This is a genomic window from uncultured Nocardioides sp., from assembly GCF_902805925.1.
GTDB lineage: Bacteria > Actinomycetota > Actinomycetes > Propionibacteriales > Nocardioidaceae > Nocardioides.
Map to the genome: position 1 here is coordinate 1 of NZ_CADCUP010000211.1, position 15972 is coordinate 15972.

The window sequence follows — 15972 nt, forward strand, 5'->3', positions numbered from 1 at the left end:
CCGTCTCCCCCGCCGCCGCGGCCGACGCCGCGCGCCGCCCGACGCGGCGCCTCACGCCCTTCGACCTCAACTTCGAGGTCGTGGACCGGCAGCGCCAGCTCGACCTCGTCGCCGATCGCTTCGTGCAGCTGCGCGACCGGTTCACCAGCGGCGGGTCGCAGTATCAGCACCTCTCCCCCACGGGCGCGCGCGGCACCGCCACCTTCCGCGACGGCCGACTCGAGGTGTCCGGCACGGGCGGCTTCTCCAGCCTTCTCCGGTCATCGACGCACCAGGTGGCGCCGTTCGCCTCGGTCGTCGTCGACATCCAGTCCTTCGGAGGTGGCGCCACCCAGGACGCCGTGCTCGCCGGTCTGGTCAAGGACGCCGGCAACTACGTCGCCGCGTTCTACGACCGCGCCACCGGCACGGCCGGTCTCGAGGTGGCGGTCGACGGGGCGGTGCAGACCCTCGGCACCGTGGAGGCCGACCTGCAGGCGCCGTTCCAGCTCGCGCTCGGCCTCACCAGCACCACCGTGGTCGTGCTGGTCGACGACGGCTCCGGCCCACGGCCCCTGCTGCGCCAGAGCCTCGGCGACGTGCTCGACCTGCGCCAGCCCGAGGCGCTGGCCGACTACCGCAACGGCTTCGGGGTGCGCGCCGACTCGGGCACCGTGGTGCTCGACGGGGTCGAGGCCGGCTACTTCGGCCAGCTCGGGCTGCGCGACCCGCACCTGGTCACCCGCGCCAACGGCACGCCGTACATCAAGGACGGCAAGGCCTACCTCACCTTCACCCAGGCCGGGCTGGCCTTCTTCGAGACCGCCCACTGGGGCGTGTGGACGCTCGACGTGAGGACCTTCGAGATGGAGCAGGTCGCCAACCTGTTCTTCCAGCGTGACGGCGAGGACACCGTCCTGGGCGACCACGCCGGCCACATCGTCCTCGACGAGCGCAACGACCGCTGGATCATCGCCAACAGCACGTGGGGCGACTTCAGCGGCGAGGTCGTGCAGATCAACTACGTGACCGTGCCGCTGCGGAAGAACCCGCTCCGCGGGGTGCACGTGCTGCGCACCGAGCGCCTGGAGCTGCCGCTGGCCGAGCTGCCGTCGGCCGCGGTGGGCCAGTGGGACCCGCACATCGTGCGGATCGGGGGGCGCTGGTACGTCGGGTTCGTCAACGCCCGCGCGTTCTTCAACTTCTACCCGGCGCTGGCGCGGAGCCCGCGGGGCGCCGACTTCACCGAGCTCGAGCTGGCGGGGGCGGACCCCAGCAAGGTCGAGACCGAGGGCCCGGTGCTCCAGCGGTTCGGCGGGCGGTGGTACGTGATGGCGAGCAACGGCGACGCCTCGCCGGGGGCCATCCGCGGCCGGTACCCGGTCTACGACCTGGAGATGAACGAGCTCGGCCGGCTCGACGCCCCGCACCCGACCAACATCCCGTGGCCGATGGTCTTCCCGGTCAGCTCTCGGGGACGCACCACGTGGCTGCTGGTCACCTTCAACGGCAACCAGTACTACGAGCCCGTGCTCGGCTACGGCACCCACGGCGACACGATCATCATGCGCGCCGAGGAGACGACCCGAGGAGCGGAGTTCTGACGATCGCGTGAGCGGGCGACCGGGGCCCTGCGGGTGCGATCCGCAACCCGGGAGCGCTGACCTGCTCGTAGTTGGAACGTTCGTGCAACGCGGGTTGCGCGAACGTTCCAACTACGGCCAAGCCCCCGGCTCGGCGGGGGCAGAGCCGACCTCCGCCCGGCGCAGTGCCACCGCGGGATGTGGAGGCCTTCCACCGCAGCGGTCGCCGCGCTGCCGTGGCCCGCACCCGGCTCGGTCGGACGATGGTGCTGTTGTCTGGGCTCCAGTCGGTGCAGGCGCTCTCGATCTTCGGCTGGTTCGCCGACATCTACCGCGACGCCGGCTTCTCCAGCGGGACGGCCGGACTGCTGCTGGGACCGACGAACGCGGTCAGCATCGCGACCGCGTTCGTGGTGCCGGCCCTTGCCGGGCGCCTGCGCCACCAGTCGTGGCTCGTGGTCGGCTTCTTCGCCTGCTACGTCGTCGACTACCTCGGTCTCGCCGTCGCACCAGGCCGGGGCGCTGTGGTGTGGGCAGTGTCCGGCCTGGTGATCTCACGCACGGTCCAACCTCGAGGACCACCTCCGCCCCTAGGTGTCGACGACCTCCCAGGGAGCCGTGGCCTCAGCCGCGCGCCCGGGCGCGCAGGAGGGTGGTCGTCTCCTGCGAGGCGCTACGGATGCCTCCGCGCTCGTCCAGCCAGCCGCTGGCAACGCCGATCACGGGGACCTGGCCGAGGAGCCGTACGACGCGGCCCCCGCGGGGCCGGTGGTCGAGCAGGTCACCGAGGGCCAGGAGCGCACGGGCCAGGCTCCAGATGGACGTCACGGCCCTGCGGGCACCGCCGGTGAGGCCGCCCGAGGCGCCGTCGCCGTCGGCGTCCTCGGCGTCGGACAGGCGTCGTTCCGACTCGGCGGTCCCCGGCACGGCCCCGGCGGGAGCCTCGAGCTGGCGGTCGAAGAGCACCGTGCCGAGCAGGGGCACCCAGTCCTCCGGAGCGGTGGTGCCGTGCTCGCGGGCGGTGGCGCACACGGCGAGGCCGGAGGCGGCCGCGCCGAGGGCGCCCTGCAGCGGCACCCGGTTCGCCAGCGCCCCGAAGAACCGAGGTGCGGCTGCCGCCAGGCCGGCGCTGATCCCGATCCGGGTGACCCACCAGCCGACGCGGCGCTCGACCGGCTCGCGGCGCCACTCCGGCGAGGCGGGGGTCGTGCTCCCGAAGGCCCGATCGCGCACGGCGTCGAGCGCGCGTGCCGGCAGCGGGGCGGTCGGCGGCGGGTCCTCATCGGTGCCCAGCCACCGGCCGGGATCGCGCAGGACACGCTCCACCATGCCGGCGTAGGTGCACAGGACGCTCGTGATCTGCTCGTCGGTGATCGCTTCGGGGTTGGCCACGACTGCTCCGGGGGCTATGGGGATCGGGATGGTGGGAACGGGCGAGGGCTACAGGCCGATCGCGTCCTTGACCCGGTCGACCACCGCGAAGTGACCGACGGCCCAGAAGGCGACTGCGGCGGCGGCGAGCCCGCCGACGGTGATCAGCACCGAGCTGGCCGGATGCTGCTTGGCATGGGCCCAGGTGGCCTTCGCCTTGGCCTTGAAGGTCACGAAGAAGCGGCGGGCCCACTCGAACTCGGTCGACCAGATCCAGAGCCCGAGGAGCACCGGCGGGATCGTCAGCGGGCCCGGCAGCACGGCGAGGGCGAAGCCCACCGCCACGCACAGGAGCCCGGCGACGAAGACCCCGATGCGCCAGGCCTGGGCGAGCCCCGGCTTGGAGCGGATGCGGTCGCGCCAGCCGTGCTTCTCCACCGGCGCGGCGCGGCCCAGCCCGTCGGTGCAGTCGGGGCAGCCGGCTTCTCGGCGAGTGGGTCGCTCGAGCTCGGACTCCGTCGTACGGCGATCGCTCGTTGTCATGCTGGGCTCCTTCTCCTGACCCCGGACCTGTACCCACCGTCGAGCTGCCCCAGTCGCGCACACGGCGTGATCGAGGTCGCACGTCGGCACGGAGGCGGGGCCCGACCCAGCGAGCGCCCCGGACCACCGGGCACAACGCATCTCCGACACGGGCGTCCCATGCTGAGCAGGCCCCCATCGACTAGCGCCGAAAGCACTACCGACGAGACCGGCGCGCCGACTAACGTCAGCGGCTCAAGCTCCGACCTGGAGCGATCCGGGACGGACAGCCAGCACACCGAGGACCCAGCTGTGGCCACTGACCGCTCTCACCTCGACGAGGCCATCGGCGCCAGCCTCGCCTGGTACGACGACATCCATGCCATGCACGGGATCCGGACCGTCGTCCGCGACGGCCTGTGGCGGTCGACGGGTCCGGCGTTGCCCTGGCACTCGATCGCCAAGACCCTCCATCCCGACCTTCGCGACGACGCGGTGGCGAGCGCCGTGGCCGACCGCACCGACTGCTCAGTGGCCGACACCTACGGCACGCTCGACCTCAGCCCCTACGGCTTCACGCTGCTGTTCGAGGCCCAGTGGCTTCGGCACCCCGGCGGCCCCTCGACGCGCGGCCCGCACCTGCCGGAGCAGTGGTCCGTCATCGACTCCGCCGACAGGCTGGCGACCTGGAGCGCCATCCACGACTATGCCGGCGTCCTCACCGAGGAGGCGCTGTCCCATCCCAGGCTCACCGTCCTGGCCCGCTACCAGGGGATGGACATGCTCGCCGGCGCCGTGCTCAACGACGCGGGCCCGACCGTCGGCCTGTCGAACCTCTGGTCCCTCGACGGGCACTCGTCCGACGTCGACGGCGCGCTCGCCGCGGCCCACACGATGTACCCCGGCCACCCCGTCACCGCCTACGCGCAGGGCGACGAGCTGGCCCGCCTGACCCAGCTCGGTTTCGTGCCCCTGGGGCCTCATCGGGTGTGGCTCCGGAGCGGCTCGACTCCATGAGCTGACGGTGCGCAAGAACTCGGTCTGATATCCCTACTGCGACCGGCATGCAGGGCAAGAATTCGACCTTCTGAGCCCGAGCGGGCGATGTGAGCGCGGACCGAAACTAGCCTCGCTCCACCGGCGTCAGGACCTGGCCCCGCTACCGCCGCACCCGTAGACCAGGCGGCGCGCTCTGCCCCTGGACGCGCCCGCCGGGTCAACGACGTGCCCGCCCCTGTCGCTACCCACCGTTCAGTGGTGGGTCTGTCGCCTGCTGGAGTGGCTCACGATTCTGCCGGGGACTCAGCTGAAGGACGCCGGGGTCCATCATCCCGTGGATTCTGGTGAACGCGTGGTTGGGTCGCTCAACGGTCACGGTGACATCAACCTGCTGTGCTCTTTGGGCGAAGCGGATCAGGGCGCGCAGGCAGGACACGTCGACGAATCGAAGGTCCCCGACGTCAATGTGGACCTCTTGGCCGGGATGGAGGCCGATGGCGGCCAGCGCGGCACTGAGCTCGCTGACGACAGAGTAGTCGGCCTCTCCGCACAGACGGATCAGCCATCGCGAACCGGACGGGGTGATGGCAATGTGGAACGAGTCGTCGCTCTGCATGGGTCCTCCACGGTGACACGTCTCAGGTCATCGAGTCGGGTCGACAGCCGGAGGGCCCCCACCCCGTCCATGGCGTCGACGCACGACGTTCCCCGGCACGCTGCTGGCGAGGTACGCCAGGCCCTCGTCGAGGTCTAAAGCGGTGAAGATTGACGTGGTTCTCGTCCCGAGCGCCACGACGGCGAAGGCGACATCGGGCTGGATGCCCACGATCACCGTCGTCGCACCCCGCAAGCGAGCCATCTCGCTGATGTCGCTCAGTATCTTCGACCCGACAGAGTCCAGGACGTCGAGGGCCGCGACGTCGATGATGACTCCTCGGGACTGGCACCAGCCGATCTGCTCGATCAGGTGCTGTTGGAACCGGGCCAGCTGGGAGTCGTCGAGGGCCGTGTGGATCGACGCGATGAGGTTGGGCCCCTGTCGCATGATCGAGACCAGTGCCGGGCCGGTGTCCACGGTCCCTCCGATCCTGGTAGGCGCCTGCGAGGCGAACGCCCTCGACCGCAACCGCGATCGAGGGCGTCCGGCGGCCCGCGGCGGGGGGCGTCGCCACGCTCGTGGGGACGGTCAGTTGCTGATCGTGACCGGGCCCTGGTCGGTCGTGCACACGGTGCGGGTGGCGCCGCTGGCGTCCACCGCGGTGCCCAGCACGGCGACGGGGCCGACCTTGACGCCGCAGATGGTCGCAGCGACCTGCGCCGCCACGCCGATGTCGACGTTGTTGAGGAGGTTGACGTCGCCGACGTTGACGTTGACGAGGCCGTCCTGATCGGTCTTGTTGTTGGCGGCGGTGGCCGGCGCTGCCGCACCAGCCGTGAGAACTGCTCCTACGAACAGTGCGGTGACCGACTTCTTGACGTAGCTCATGGTGTGAGCCTTTCTGATCTGGTCCTGCTCGGCGCCCCAAGAGGTGCGGTTCGGGGCCTTCACACGTAAGACCCCCTGACCGTCTGGGGATGACGAACCAGGTGCCGAGGCGAACCAGCGTGCCGAAACCGCTGCCTACCCCTGGATGGGGCGCCGGTCACGGGTCAGAAGGAGAAAAAACTTTTGCGAATCTCGCGTCATGCGCTCAGCGGCGCACGTTTCTCGCCGAGATCGAGCGCCATTGGGGGCGTCATGACCCGGGCAGCAGGCCTCGCTGCGTCATGTCGTACGTGGCCAGCGCTTCGAGGAGGAACTCCGAGGCGGCAGTGGCGACCTGGCCCACGTCCTCACCTCGGGTGTCCTCCAGCACCTCCAGGAGGACCGCATGGTGCACCTCGACCAGGTCGAGGATGCTCAGACCATCGGAGACGGCCGCCCGACCGAGCTTGTAACCGACATGGAGTGCGGCTTCTGCGCGCCGCGGCAGGTAACGCAGGAAAGCGGCCTTGTAGTCGAGGTGCACCCTGGCCAGGTCGGTCATGACAGTGAGCTGCTGGTGGTACCGACCGCGCCTGGGTCCTTGCGGACGTTCCGGTCGAGGTACTCCAGACCTTCTTCCAGGTCCAGGGCGGTGTAGAGCGACCCCGTGCCCATCCCCAGGGACACCATGGCAAACGCCACGTCGGGTTGGATGCCCACGATGACCGTGGTTGCGCCGCGGAGGCGAGCCATCTCGCCGATGTTGCGCAGCGTCTTGGACCCGAAGGAGTCCAGGACGTCCAGTGCGGCGACGTCGATGATGACGCCGCGGGAACGGCGCTGGCCGATTTGCTCGATCAGGTCCTCCTGGAAACGGATCATCTGGGAGTCGTCCAGCGCAGTGTGGATCGACGCGATCAGGTAGGAACCCTGCCGCAGGATCGAGACCAGCGCCGGACCCGTGTCCACTACCGCGCCGACCCGTCCTGCCGGCTGACCGTGTAGCCGAGCAGCCTCTCGGCCTCCTCGAGACCGCCCTGGAGGTCACCGATCGTGTTCATCTTGCTCAGGTCGACTCCGATGGTGACCAGGGTTTGGGCGATCTTCGGTGACAGGCCGGTGATGATCACGCTTGCTCCCATGAGTCGGGAGGCGTCGACGGTCTGCACGAGGTGGTTGGCGACCGTCTGGTCGACATCGGGCGCCCCGGTGATGTCCATGACCACCACCTTGGCGCGGTGCGTGCGAATGCCGGCGAGCAGCTGTTCGGTCAGCTGACGGGCGCGTTCGCTGTCCAGCACGCCGATGATCGGCAGGACGAGCAGACGCTCACGCACCGGCAGCACGGGCGTCGACAGCTCCCGGATGGCGTCCTGCTGCTGACGGATGACGCGCTCGCGCTCGTCCACGAAGCTGACGGCCACCGTGTTGGCGATGCGGTTCGCCGCCGGCTCATAGGCGTCGAGCACCCTGTTCAGCAGAGCGAAGTCCCGCTGGTACTTCTCGAACAGCGATCGCGCCAGCACGTCGCGCAGCAGCAGCACGATCCCGACGACCTCCTGTGTCTCCACGCCTCGCGGGATGATGCGCTCGGACAGGTCGCGGGCGTAGTCCTGCAGGGCCTCGACACTGCCGGTCTCGAGCACCTCGACGTAGTTGTCGTAGACCGACTTGGTCTCCACCGCCATCTCCTGGGGTGTCATCGCGTGCAGGAGGTGGGCGTCCTGGATGCGGTGGGCCCATTCCTCCCGCAGCTTGGACCGGTGCTCGCGCAGGTGAGCCACGAGCTGCGGCAGCAGCTCATCCTCTCGGTGGTGCTCGTTCGTCACGCCATCCGCCTCTGTCTGCGAGTCGATCCTGGAGTCCTCGTCCATCAGCCGATCATCCTTCCTGGCGCCACTTCGTCATGGTCACGGTCGTTCCTCTGCCCACTTCGGAGACCACCGCGAACTCGTCCATGAGTCTGCGGGCACCCGGCAGGCCCAAGCCTAGGCCGTGGTAGGTGCTGTAGCCGTCGACGAGCGCCGCTTCGACGTCGGGGATGCCGGGGCCGGTGTCACGCGCCACGATGCGGACGCCGCGGCGAGGCTCCTCGAGCAGCTCGACCACGACCTCGCCGCCCTCGGTGAAACGGACGATGTTGCGGGCGATCTCGGACACAGCGGTCGCGATGACGGTCAGGTCCGTGCGTGGAAACTCCAGGCGGGCAGCCACTTCGCGGGCACTCTGGCGCGCCAGGACGATGTCCGCGTCGGCGTGGATACGGATGCGGACCTGGTCGTCGCTGCGCTGTCCCCGCGCGAGCAGCGGCTGGCTCAGCTTCTCGCAGAGGGCGCACTCCAACAGATGCCGCGCCGCGTCGACCTCGCGCTGACGCCGGCGGTCGCCACTCGACATCGCGAACAGGACCGGGCGACATCGATCGGTGACCGAACCCCCTGGCTCCAGCGCCAGGAGGTACTCGACCCGCAGCCGGGCCCGAGACCGGTTCAGCTGCGCCGCGACGGCACCGGCGGTCACGCCGAGCTCCTCCGCCAGGGACTGGGTGTCCTGCCCAGAGACCTCATGGGCGACGAGCGTGCGCCGGTCGCGCTCGGAGAGGCGCCCCAGAGCCTCTGCGACGGCGCCCCTGTCCTCCTGCTCCAGCAGGCTCTCGTCAGGTGAGTCAGGCCCACGCAGGTCGACGATCCGGTGCTGGTTGCGACGATGCCGCTCCTGCTCCCTCCACATGGAGGCCACCAGGTTGCGAGCAGTGACGATGGCATACGGCTCGAGTATCCCCGGCTCCACGCGCTCGACCGCCACCAGCATCCGGACGAGCGTCTCCTGCACGATGTCGTCCGCGACCGCCTCGTTGGCCACCCGTGAGTGGACGAACCGCTGAACCATGGGAATCAGATTGGCGACGTCCGACTGGTTGTCGGGATCAGGCGATGCGTCAGCGGGTTGCGCAGCGGCCATGCTCCTCAGGGTACGTCTCCCACCGAGTGCACGCGGGCCAGAGCGTGTCCTGCACGTCGACGTCCTCGACTGCGCCCCGCCGTGCTCAAGCTCGGCGCGTTCGAGACGGGTGTGTGAGGAACCCCCAGCTGGCGGCGATGAACCGCGTTCAGGAGCTGCGTCATCAACACCTGGGAGGGTAGGAAATCCGGAACTGGCCTCGGCGGGGACGTGAACGATGCATAGCCGCTGCACCGGACACGCAAAACGGCTCGTGACCCGCGTCTCCGCAGGTCACGAGCCGTTCTCACCGCTCCCCCGGTTGGACTCGAACCAACAACCCTCCGGTTAACAGCCGAATGCTCTGCCAGTTGAGCTACAGGGGACCGGCCGCTCTCACGAGCGGCGGTGAGAAGAGTAGCAAGGCCGTCTCGGGCGACGAAAATCGGACGGGCGTGTGGCTCAGCCGAGCCCGACCTCGTCGCGCGCGGCCGCCAGCGCGCGGTCGGCGACGTCGCGCACGGCCGGGTCGTCGGGGTCGATCGACTCGTCGTACTCGAAGACCCAGGTGAGCGGCGCGTGGCCGCTGGGGGCGCGGCGCGCGATGACGCGCAGGCCGCTTCGTCCGGTGACGGGCACGTGGCGCTGGTAGACGACGCTCGCCGTGACCCGCTCGCGCACCAGCTGGAGCAGCCGGCGCGGGTCGTCGAGGGTGAAGGTGTGCTCGGGCCGCTGCTCGCCCCACGCCCCGACCTCGACCACCCGCAGCACGGAGGTGTCCCGGTCCCAGTCGGCCGCCTCCACCAGCTCCCACGGCACGCGAGCGTCGGGGAGGTGCAGCGCGTCGCGGGTGCCGGCGACGACCGCGCCGTCGGTGGTGCGGCACCAGGCCAGCACCTTCTCCCCCGGTCCGACGCTGACGTCGGCCGGCGGCTCGTCGCGGAACGGCAGCCTCACGCCTGGGCTCCCGTCGCCATCTCGCGCAGGCTTCGCCGGTGCTGCTCGAGAGCCACCAGCTCACCGAACATCTTGTTGTAGTCGACCGGGTGCTCGACCGGGTTGGTGCGCTGCAGCCGCGACTTGAGGTCGGCGATGCGGCGCAGCGCCGTGAGCTCCTGGAGGCGGTAGACGTGTGCGTCGACGTACGACGTCGCCGGGTCGCCGCTGGTGCGGACCGGCTCCACCCCCAGCTCGCTGATGGCCGAGGACACCGCCGCGTCGGCCGCCGCGTCCCGGACCCGCGAGGCCCACCCGGGGTCGGCTGCGCCCGCGGCCGGACCGCCGTTGGCGGCCGCCGCCTCCCACACCGCTCGGTAGGTCGGGTGCGTGAAGTCGTTGGGCCCGACGTCGGCAGCGCTGCGACCGACCGCGGACGGGTGCTGGATGACGAGCTTGAGCGTCTCGCGCTCGATGGAGAACCGCGGGTCCCGCAGGTCGGGCAGCTGCCGGCGAGGCGGCTCGGACGGGGCGTCGGGCTCCTGCCCGCGGCGTACCTCCGCACGGCCGCCGGCCCGCTCGGTCGGCCGCTGCACGGGGCGGCTCGCCGCACGACGCACCTCCGTGCGGGCCTCGTCGACGTCGACGCCGAGCATGCCGGCGATCTCGCGGGCGAAGGCGTCGACCTTGGACTTGTCGCGGATGCTCGAGACCAGCCGGGACGCCTCGCGCAGCGCGTCGATGCGCCCGTCGGCCCGGTCGAGGTCGTACCTGCCGACGACGTTGCCGAGCACGAAGCGGTAGAGCGGCTGGCGCTTGGCCACCAGCTCGCGCACGGCGGCGTCGCCCTGCTGGATGCGCAGGTCGCACGGGTCGAGCCCCGTGGGCTCGACGGCCACGTAGGTCTGGGAGACGAAGTTCTGGTCGCCGCTGAACGCACGCAGCGCGGCCTTCTGGCCGGCGGCGTCGCCATCGAAGGTGAAGATGACCTCGCCGCGGAACTCCTCGTGGTCGTGCAGGAAGCGGCGCAGCACGCGGGCGTGGTCGTCGCCGAAGGCGGTGCCGCAGGTGGCGACGGCGGTGCCGACCCCGGCGAGGTGGCAGGCCATCACGTCGGTGTAGCCCTCGACGACCACGGCCTGCGAGGACCGCGCGATCTCGCGCCGGGCGAGGTCGAGGCCGTAGAGCACCTGGCTCTTCTTGTAGATCGCAGTCTCGGAGGTGTTGAGGTACTTGGCCTCGATGCGGTCGTCGTCGAAGATCCGGCGTGCCCCGAAGCCGATCGTGTCGCCGTTCGACTCCCGGATCGGCCACAGCAGGCGGCCCCTGAACCGGTCGTACGGCGAGCGCCCCTGCGCCACCAGCCCCGCTGCGACGACCTCCTCGTCGGTGAAGTTGCGGCCGCGGAGGTGCCGGAAGAGGGCCTCGCCCTCGCGCGGAGCGAAACCGATCCCGAACGTCGCGGCGGCGGCCTGGTCGAAGCCGCGCTCGCTGAGGAACTGCCGGGCCACCAGCGCGTCGGGCGTGCCCAGCTGCTCGGCGTAGAACTCCTGGGCGACGCGGTGGGCCTCGACCAGGCGTGCCCGGGCCGGCCCGCGCGGCCGCTCCGAGGGGCCGTCGCCGTCCTCGCGCCGCAGCTGGACGCCGTACTTCTCGCCGAGCCTCTCGACGGCCTCCACGAAGGTGACGCCGTCGATCTTCATCAGGAAGCCGATGACGTCGCCGCCCTCGCCGCAGCCGAAGCAGTGCCAGAACTGCTTGCCCGGAGTGACGTGGAACGACGGGGACTTCTCGTCGTGGAAGGGGCACAGGCCCTTCAGCGAGCCGCCGCCGGCCTTGCGCAGCGTGACGTAGGAGGACACCACCTCGTCGATGCGCGCCTTCTCGCGCACCTCCGCGATGTCGTCGTCCCTGATCAGCCCTGCCACGTCGCGGAGTCTACGGGCGGCGCGTGAGACGTGGTCGGCCGCTCCACACGACGGCTTCACCCCTTCGTGTGTCGCGGGGTCGCCACCTGGTGGGGCAGGGTGGACGGCTCACGCACCACCCAACGATGGAGGCATCATGCGAAAGTTGTTCCTGTTGGTTGCCGGAGGCATCGGGTACGTGCTCGGCACGAGGGCCGGCCGCGAGCGCTACGAGCAGATCCGCAGCACCGCCTTGAGGGTCAAGGAGAACCCGACGGTGCAGGAGAAGGCCCACCAGGCCGCCGATGTGGCCCGCGACAAGGCCCCGTTCGTGGCCGACAAGGTCAAGGGAGCGGCCTCCTCGGCGGCCGAAAAGGTCAGGCCGTCGGGCTCGACCGGCACGCCCGGCACGACCGGCACGCCCGGCGTGACCGGCACGCCCGGCGTGACCGGCACGCCCGGCGTGACCGGCACGCCCGGCACGACCGGCATGACCGGCACGACCGGCTCGATCGGCGACCCCACCGACGCGGTCGACCAGCTCAACCCCGAGAGCACCGCGCTCCAGGACGACCCCTACCCCAAGGGCGACCTGCCCTGACCGGCACGGGCCGGGCTCAGGTGAGGGCGTGGTGACGGGACACCGCGCTCGCGTCACCCAGTGACGCCACCTGGTCGATGACCGCGCGCCGCCGTCCCGCATCATCGGCGGCGGCGTGCCAGTCGTCGGCGAACGGCCGGTCGAGCGCGTCGGGGCCGCGGTCCAGCAGGGCCTCGACGAGCTCGGCCAGCAGCGCGCGCTGGCGCACCATCAGCGCGACCCGGTCCTCCGCGCTCATCACGTAGTGCGCGGCGATCCCCTTCAGCACGCCGATCTCCAGCAGCGTCCGCGGCGGCACGACCAGCGTGGCGTCGTAGCGCACGAAGGGGCCCGGTCCGGCCGCGAACGTCGCCTCCTGCGCGGCGCCGCAGAAGCGCCCGATCAGGTCGCTGGTCAGGTTCTTCAGCGCCGCCATCGCGCGCCGGCTGCCGTCGTACGGCGCGCTCGGCCAGCTGGCCTGCCGCTGCAGGTCGCCGAGCACGTCGTCGAGCTCGTCGTCGCCGGACTCCGGGAGGTACCACCCGCGGACCCGGTCCCACAGGGCCGGCCGGTCGAGGTCGGTGAGGTCGATCCGGCCGGCCACGATGCCGTCCTCGACGTCGTGGACCGAGTAGGCCACGTCGTCGGCGAGGTCCATGACCTGTGCCTCGAAGCACTGGCGGGTGCCGTCGAGGCCGCCCCGCACCCACGCGAGGACCGGGCGGTCGTCGTCGTAGACGCCGAACTTCACCACCACCCGGGGCGAGCCGTCGCCGTGCACCCCGGTCGGCGCCTCGGCCAGCTCGCGCGTCCAGGGATACTTCGTGCAGGCGTCGAGTGTCGCCCGGGTGAGGTTGAGGCCGGCGCTGCGCCCGTCGTCGTCGAAGGTCTTGGCCTCGATCCGGGTCAGCAGCCGCAGGGTCTGGGCGTTGCCCTCGAACCCGCCGCAGTCGGCGGCGTGCTCGGCCAGCGCCCGCTCGCCGTTGTGGCCGAACGGCGGATGGCCCAGGTCGTGGGCCAAGGCGGCCGTCTCCGCGAGGTCGGGGTGGCAGCCCAGCGCCCGCGCGAGGTCGCGGGCCACCTGCGCGACCTCGAGGCTGTGGGTGAGGCGGTTGCGCACGAAGTCGTCGGTCTGCGGGCCGACGACCTGCGTCTTGGCGGCCAGCCGGCGGCTGGCGGCCGCGTGCACGACGCGGGCCCGGTCGCGCTCGAAGGGCTGCCGGACCGGTGCGTCGACGCGCTTGGGCGGCTCGAGCACGATGCGCTCGCGCGCCGCGTCGTCGTACAGGTCGTCGTACATCGGGAGGGACACTACTCACGGCGTCACTAGCATCGCGCAGGTGGACCCGCACCTGGTGACGCTGCCCAGCCCGCTGCTCGGGCCGTCGTCGTGGGACCCCGCGGCGCGGGCCCTGCGCCTGCTGGGACGCCGGGTGACCACCGTCCACCCCCGGCTGTCCGGGTCCGTGTCGCCTGCCGGCGTCCTGGACGCGTTCGCCGCCGCCCTGCCCGAGGGCGAGCTGGTCCTCGTGCCGCACAGCAACGCCGGCCTGTACGTCGCGGCGCTCTCGGCTCGCCACCGTGTCATCGGGGCGGTGCTCGTCGACGCAGCGCTCGCCACCGACGAGGAGCGCATCCCGCTGGCCCCGCCGGGGCTGCTCGAGGTGCTCCGGGGGCTCGCCCGGCCCGACGGGCTGCTTCCGCCCTGGACGCAGTGGTGGGACGCGGCGTCGGTGGCCGGCCTGTTCGCCGACGACGCCACCCGGGCCCGGGTCGAGGCGGGACAGCCGCGGCTGCCGCTGGCCTACCTCGAGGCGGACCTGCCAGGCAGCCCGCGCTGGCACGAGCGGGTCGCCGCGGCGTACGTCGCGTTCGGCGACACCTACGCCGAGGAGGTGGCCACCGCACGCGCCCTCGGCTGGCCGACGGCCACGCTGGTGGGGCGGCACCTGCACCTGCTGGCCGACCCCGAGGCGGTCGCGGCCCAGGTGTCGGCCATGGTCACCAGGCTGGGCCTCGACGACTGAACCGCATGGTCGCGAGGTCGACGGGGCGGTACCGTCGCCGGGTGGACGTCGGCGGGGTCCGGACCAGGCTCGGCAGGGCTTCGGCTGCCTTCACCAGCAACGCCCGGAACCCTCACCTCCGGCGGGCGCAGCTGAGCTTCCTCGGCGCCTGGACCGCGGAGTGGGCCTTCACCGTCGGGCTCGGGATCGTGGCCTACCGCGACGGCGGCGCAACAGCCGTCGGTCTGGTGGGGCTGCTCCGGATGGTGCCGTCCGCGGTCCTGGCACCGCTCCTGTCACCGCTGGCCGACAGGGGTCGCCGCGAGCGCGTCCTCATCCTGGTGTCCACGGTGCGCGCCGCAGCCACCGGCGCTGCCGCGTTCGTCGTCGGCACGGGCGGCCCGACGGAGGTCGTCTACGCGCTGGCGGTGCTGTCGACCATCGCCGCCACCCTGTTCCGGCCGGCGCACTCGGCACTCCTCCCGTCCCTCAGCCGCACCGGACACGAGCTCGCGAGCGCCAACGTGGTGCGGGGGCTGCTCGACGCGGCGGCAACGCTGGTGGGACCACTGCTCGCGGCGGTGCTGCTCGGGCTCACGAACGTGACCGTCGTGCTGGCGGTGGCGGCGGCTGCGTCCCTGTGGGCTGCCGCGCTGCTGCTGCGGCTGCGCTACGACGCTCCTCCGCGCCCGGCCGCACCGATCGGGAGCAACCTGTGGAGGTCGGCCGTGGACGGCGTGCGCGTGGTGAGCCGGAGCGGCGACCTCGCCTGCATCATGGTCCTCGCCGCCGCCCAGGCCTTCACCCGGGGTGCGCTCACCGTCATCACCGTCGTGGTCGCGATCGATCTGCTCGGGACGGGCGAGCCCGGTGTCGGCGTGCTGACCGCGGCCATCGGGGCGGGTGCGGTGCTGGGGTCGCTCGGCGCGTCCCTGCTCGTCGACACGCGCCGGCTGGGTGCGTGGTTCGCCGTCGGGATCGCTCTCTGGGGGACGCCGGTGGCCCTGATCGGCGTCTTCCCGCAGGAGGCCGCGGCCCTGGTGCTGCTGGCCTGCGTGGGGGCCGGCAACTCGCTCATCGACCTCGGCGGCTTCACGCTGCTCGCCCGGCTGGCACCCGACGACGTGCTGGCGCGGGTCTTCGGGGTGCTGGAGAGCGTGGTCGCCCTGTTCATCGGCCTGGGCGCCATCGCGGCGTCGCTGGTCATCGACCAGGCCGGCGTCCGTCCCGCGCTGGTGGTCGTCGGCCTGCTGTGCCCGCTCTGCGCTGCGGCCTCGTGGCGGCGGCTGCGCGGGATGGACCGGTCGATCGACGTTCGCGACAACGAGATTGAGCTGCTGCAGGCGGTGCCGATGCTGAGCGTCCTGCCGCTCCCGGGGATCGAACGGCTCGCTCGCGGACTGGAGCCGGTCGTGGTCCCGGCCGGCGAGGCCGTCTTCGAGCAGGGCGACGCCGGCGACCGCTACTTCGTCATCGAGTCGGGCGAGGCCGAGGTCGTCGGGGACGGGCGCGTCGTCGCGACACTCGGCCCGGGCGAGGGCTTCGGCGAGATCGCCCTGCTGCGCCGCACCCGGCGTACGGCGACGGTCCGGGCCAGGCAGGAGCTGCACCTCCGGGCACTGCGCTCCGACCACTTCCTCCCGGTCGTGCTCGGCTTCACGCCCAGCGCCCGGGAGGCGGGGGT

At 71.7% G+C, this 15972-nt stretch carries 17 protein-coding genes and 1 tRNA gene; 5 read left to right on the top strand and 13 right to left on the bottom strand.

Features of this window, described 5'->3' with window-relative positions; genetic code table 11:
* Positions 1–1583, top strand: a 1583-nt coding sequence (locus tag QZX64_RS15300; protein ID WP_295661460.1) for a hypothetical protein, incomplete at its 5' end; no start/stop codon positions are given.
* Between the two features lie 603 nt (positions 1584–2186).
* Here the strand turns inward: QZX64_RS15300 and QZX64_RS15305 are convergent.
* Both QZX64_RS15305 and QZX64_RS15310 read right to left on the bottom strand, forming a co-directional pair.
* A complete protein-coding gene (locus tag QZX64_RS15305; RefSeq protein ID WP_295661462.1) occupies positions 2187–2954 on the bottom strand; it encodes a hypothetical protein in 768 nt (255 codons plus the stop codon).
* A gap of 48 nt (positions 2955–3002) precedes the next feature.
* On the bottom strand, positions 3003–3476 hold the full coding sequence (locus QZX64_RS15310; protein WP_295661464.1) for a PGPGW domain-containing protein: 474 nt from the start codon (positions 3474–3476) through the stop codon (positions 3003–3005).
* Between the two features lie 291 nt (positions 3477–3767).
* On the opposite strand from QZX64_RS15310, the gene QZX64_RS15315 reads away from it, so the two are divergent.
* Positions 3768–4472, top strand: a complete 705-nt coding sequence (locus QZX64_RS15315; protein WP_295661466.1) for a hypothetical protein — start codon at positions 3768–3770, stop codon at positions 4470–4472.
* Between the two features lie 223 nt (positions 4473–4695).
* Here the strand turns inward: QZX64_RS15315 and QZX64_RS15320 are convergent, their stop codons facing one another.
* The 10 genes from QZX64_RS15320 to dnaG form a co-directional block, all read right to left on the bottom strand.
* Complete coding sequence (locus tag QZX64_RS15320; protein WP_295661468.1) at positions 4696–5070, bottom strand: STAS domain-containing protein; 375 nt, start codon at positions 5068–5070, stop codon at positions 4696–4698.
* Between the two features lie 27 nt (positions 5071–5097).
* On the bottom strand, positions 5098–5529 hold the full coding sequence (locus QZX64_RS15325) for an STAS domain-containing protein (RefSeq protein WP_295661471.1): 432 nt from the start codon (positions 5527–5529) through the stop codon (positions 5098–5100).
* A 111-nt stretch (positions 5530–5640) separates the two neighbouring features.
* Positions 5641–5940 (bottom strand): hypothetical protein, encoded by a 300-nt coding sequence (locus QZX64_RS15330; RefSeq protein WP_295661473.1) that lies wholly within the window; start codon positions 5938–5940, stop codon positions 5641–5643.
* Positions 5941–6190: 250 nt separating this feature from the next.
* On the bottom strand, positions 6191–6481 hold the full coding sequence (locus QZX64_RS15335; protein WP_295661475.1) for a phosphatase RsbU N-terminal domain-containing protein: 291 nt from the start codon (positions 6479–6481) through the stop codon (positions 6191–6193).
* Positions 6478–6888 (bottom strand): STAS domain-containing protein, encoded by a 411-nt coding sequence (locus tag QZX64_RS15340; RefSeq protein WP_295661476.1) that lies wholly within the window; start codon positions 6886–6888, stop codon positions 6478–6480. Before QZX64_RS15340 ends, QZX64_RS15335 begins: the two co-directional genes overlap by 4 nt.
* Positions 6888–7748: an STAS domain-containing protein gene (locus QZX64_RS15345; RefSeq protein WP_295661478.1), complete on the bottom strand. Its 861-nt coding sequence runs from the start codon at positions 7746–7748 to the stop codon at positions 6888–6890. The genes QZX64_RS15340 and QZX64_RS15345 overlap by 1 nt, the downstream gene beginning before the upstream one ends.
* Positions 7749–7800: 52 nt before the next feature.
* Positions 7801–8880, bottom strand: coding sequence for a sigma-70 family RNA polymerase sigma factor (locus QZX64_RS15350; protein WP_295661480.1), 1080 nt, complete (start codon positions 8878–8880; stop codon positions 7801–7803).
* Positions 8881–9172: 292 nt separating this feature from the next.
* Positions 9173–9245 (bottom strand) — tRNA-Asn (locus QZX64_RS15355).
* Positions 9246–9321: 76 nt separating this feature from the next.
* The gene (locus QZX64_RS15360) at positions 9322–9816 is read right to left on the bottom strand and encodes a hypothetical protein (RefSeq protein WP_295661481.1); all 495 of its coding nucleotides are present in this window, start codon (positions 9814–9816) and stop codon (positions 9322–9324) included.
* Positions 9813–11723, bottom strand: coding sequence for a DNA primase (gene dnaG, locus QZX64_RS15365; RefSeq protein ID WP_295661482.1), 1911 nt, complete (start codon positions 11721–11723; stop codon positions 9813–9815). Before dnaG ends, QZX64_RS15360 begins: the two co-directional genes overlap by 4 nt.
* Before the next feature lie 136 nt (positions 11724–11859).
* On the opposite strand from dnaG, the gene QZX64_RS15370 reads away from it, so the two are divergent.
* Complete coding sequence (locus QZX64_RS15370; RefSeq protein ID WP_295661483.1) at positions 11860–12303, top strand: hypothetical protein; 444 nt, start codon at positions 11860–11862, stop codon at positions 12301–12303.
* A gap of 16 nt (positions 12304–12319) precedes the next feature.
* Here QZX64_RS15370 and QZX64_RS15375 read toward each other — a convergent pair whose 3' ends face one another.
* Entirely contained in the window at positions 12320–13582 is a 1263-nt protein-coding gene (locus QZX64_RS15375; RefSeq protein WP_295661484.1) for a deoxyguanosinetriphosphate triphosphohydrolase, read from the bottom strand.
* Between the two features lie 40 nt (positions 13583–13622).
* Here QZX64_RS15375 and QZX64_RS15380 point away from each other — a divergent pair, with 40 nt between their 5' ends.
* Together QZX64_RS15380 and QZX64_RS15385 are read left to right on the top strand one after the other, a co-directional pair.
* Positions 13623–14309 (top strand): hypothetical protein, encoded by a 687-nt coding sequence (locus QZX64_RS15380; RefSeq protein WP_295661487.1) that lies wholly within the window; start codon positions 13623–13625, stop codon positions 14307–14309.
* A gap of 41 nt (positions 14310–14350) precedes the next feature.
* The coding region (locus QZX64_RS15385; protein WP_295661488.1) for an MFS transporter at positions 14351–15972 on the top strand (1622 nt) is incomplete at its 3' end.

Excerpts from the sequence above, each read along its gene's own strand:
- QZX64_RS15310 (WP_295661464.1), bottom strand. The coding sequence starts at position 3,476 with ATGACAACGAGCGATCGCCGTACGACGGAGTCCGAGCTCGAGCGACCC.
- QZX64_RS15320 (WP_295661468.1), bottom strand. The coding sequence starts at position 5,070 with ATGCAGAGCGACGACTCGTTCCACATTGCCATCACCCCGTCCGGTTCG.
- QZX64_RS15330 (WP_295661473.1), bottom strand. The coding sequence starts at position 5,940 with ATGAGCTACGTCAAGAAGTCGGTCACCGCACTGTTCGTAGGAGCAGTT.
- QZX64_RS15335 (WP_295661475.1), bottom strand. The coding sequence starts at position 6,481 with ATGACCGACCTGGCCAGGGTGCACCTCGACTACAAGGCCGCTTTCCTG.
- QZX64_RS15350 (WP_295661480.1), bottom strand. The coding sequence starts at position 8,880 with ATGGCCGCTGCGCAACCCGCTGACGCATCGCCTGATCCCGACAACCAG.
- QZX64_RS15370 (WP_295661483.1), top strand. The coding sequence starts at position 11,860 with ATGCGAAAGTTGTTCCTGTTGGTTGCCGGAGGCATCGGGTACGTGCTC.
- QZX64_RS15375 (WP_295661484.1), bottom strand. The coding sequence starts at position 13,582 with ATGTACGACGACCTGTACGACGACGCGGCGCGCGAGCGCATCGTGCTC.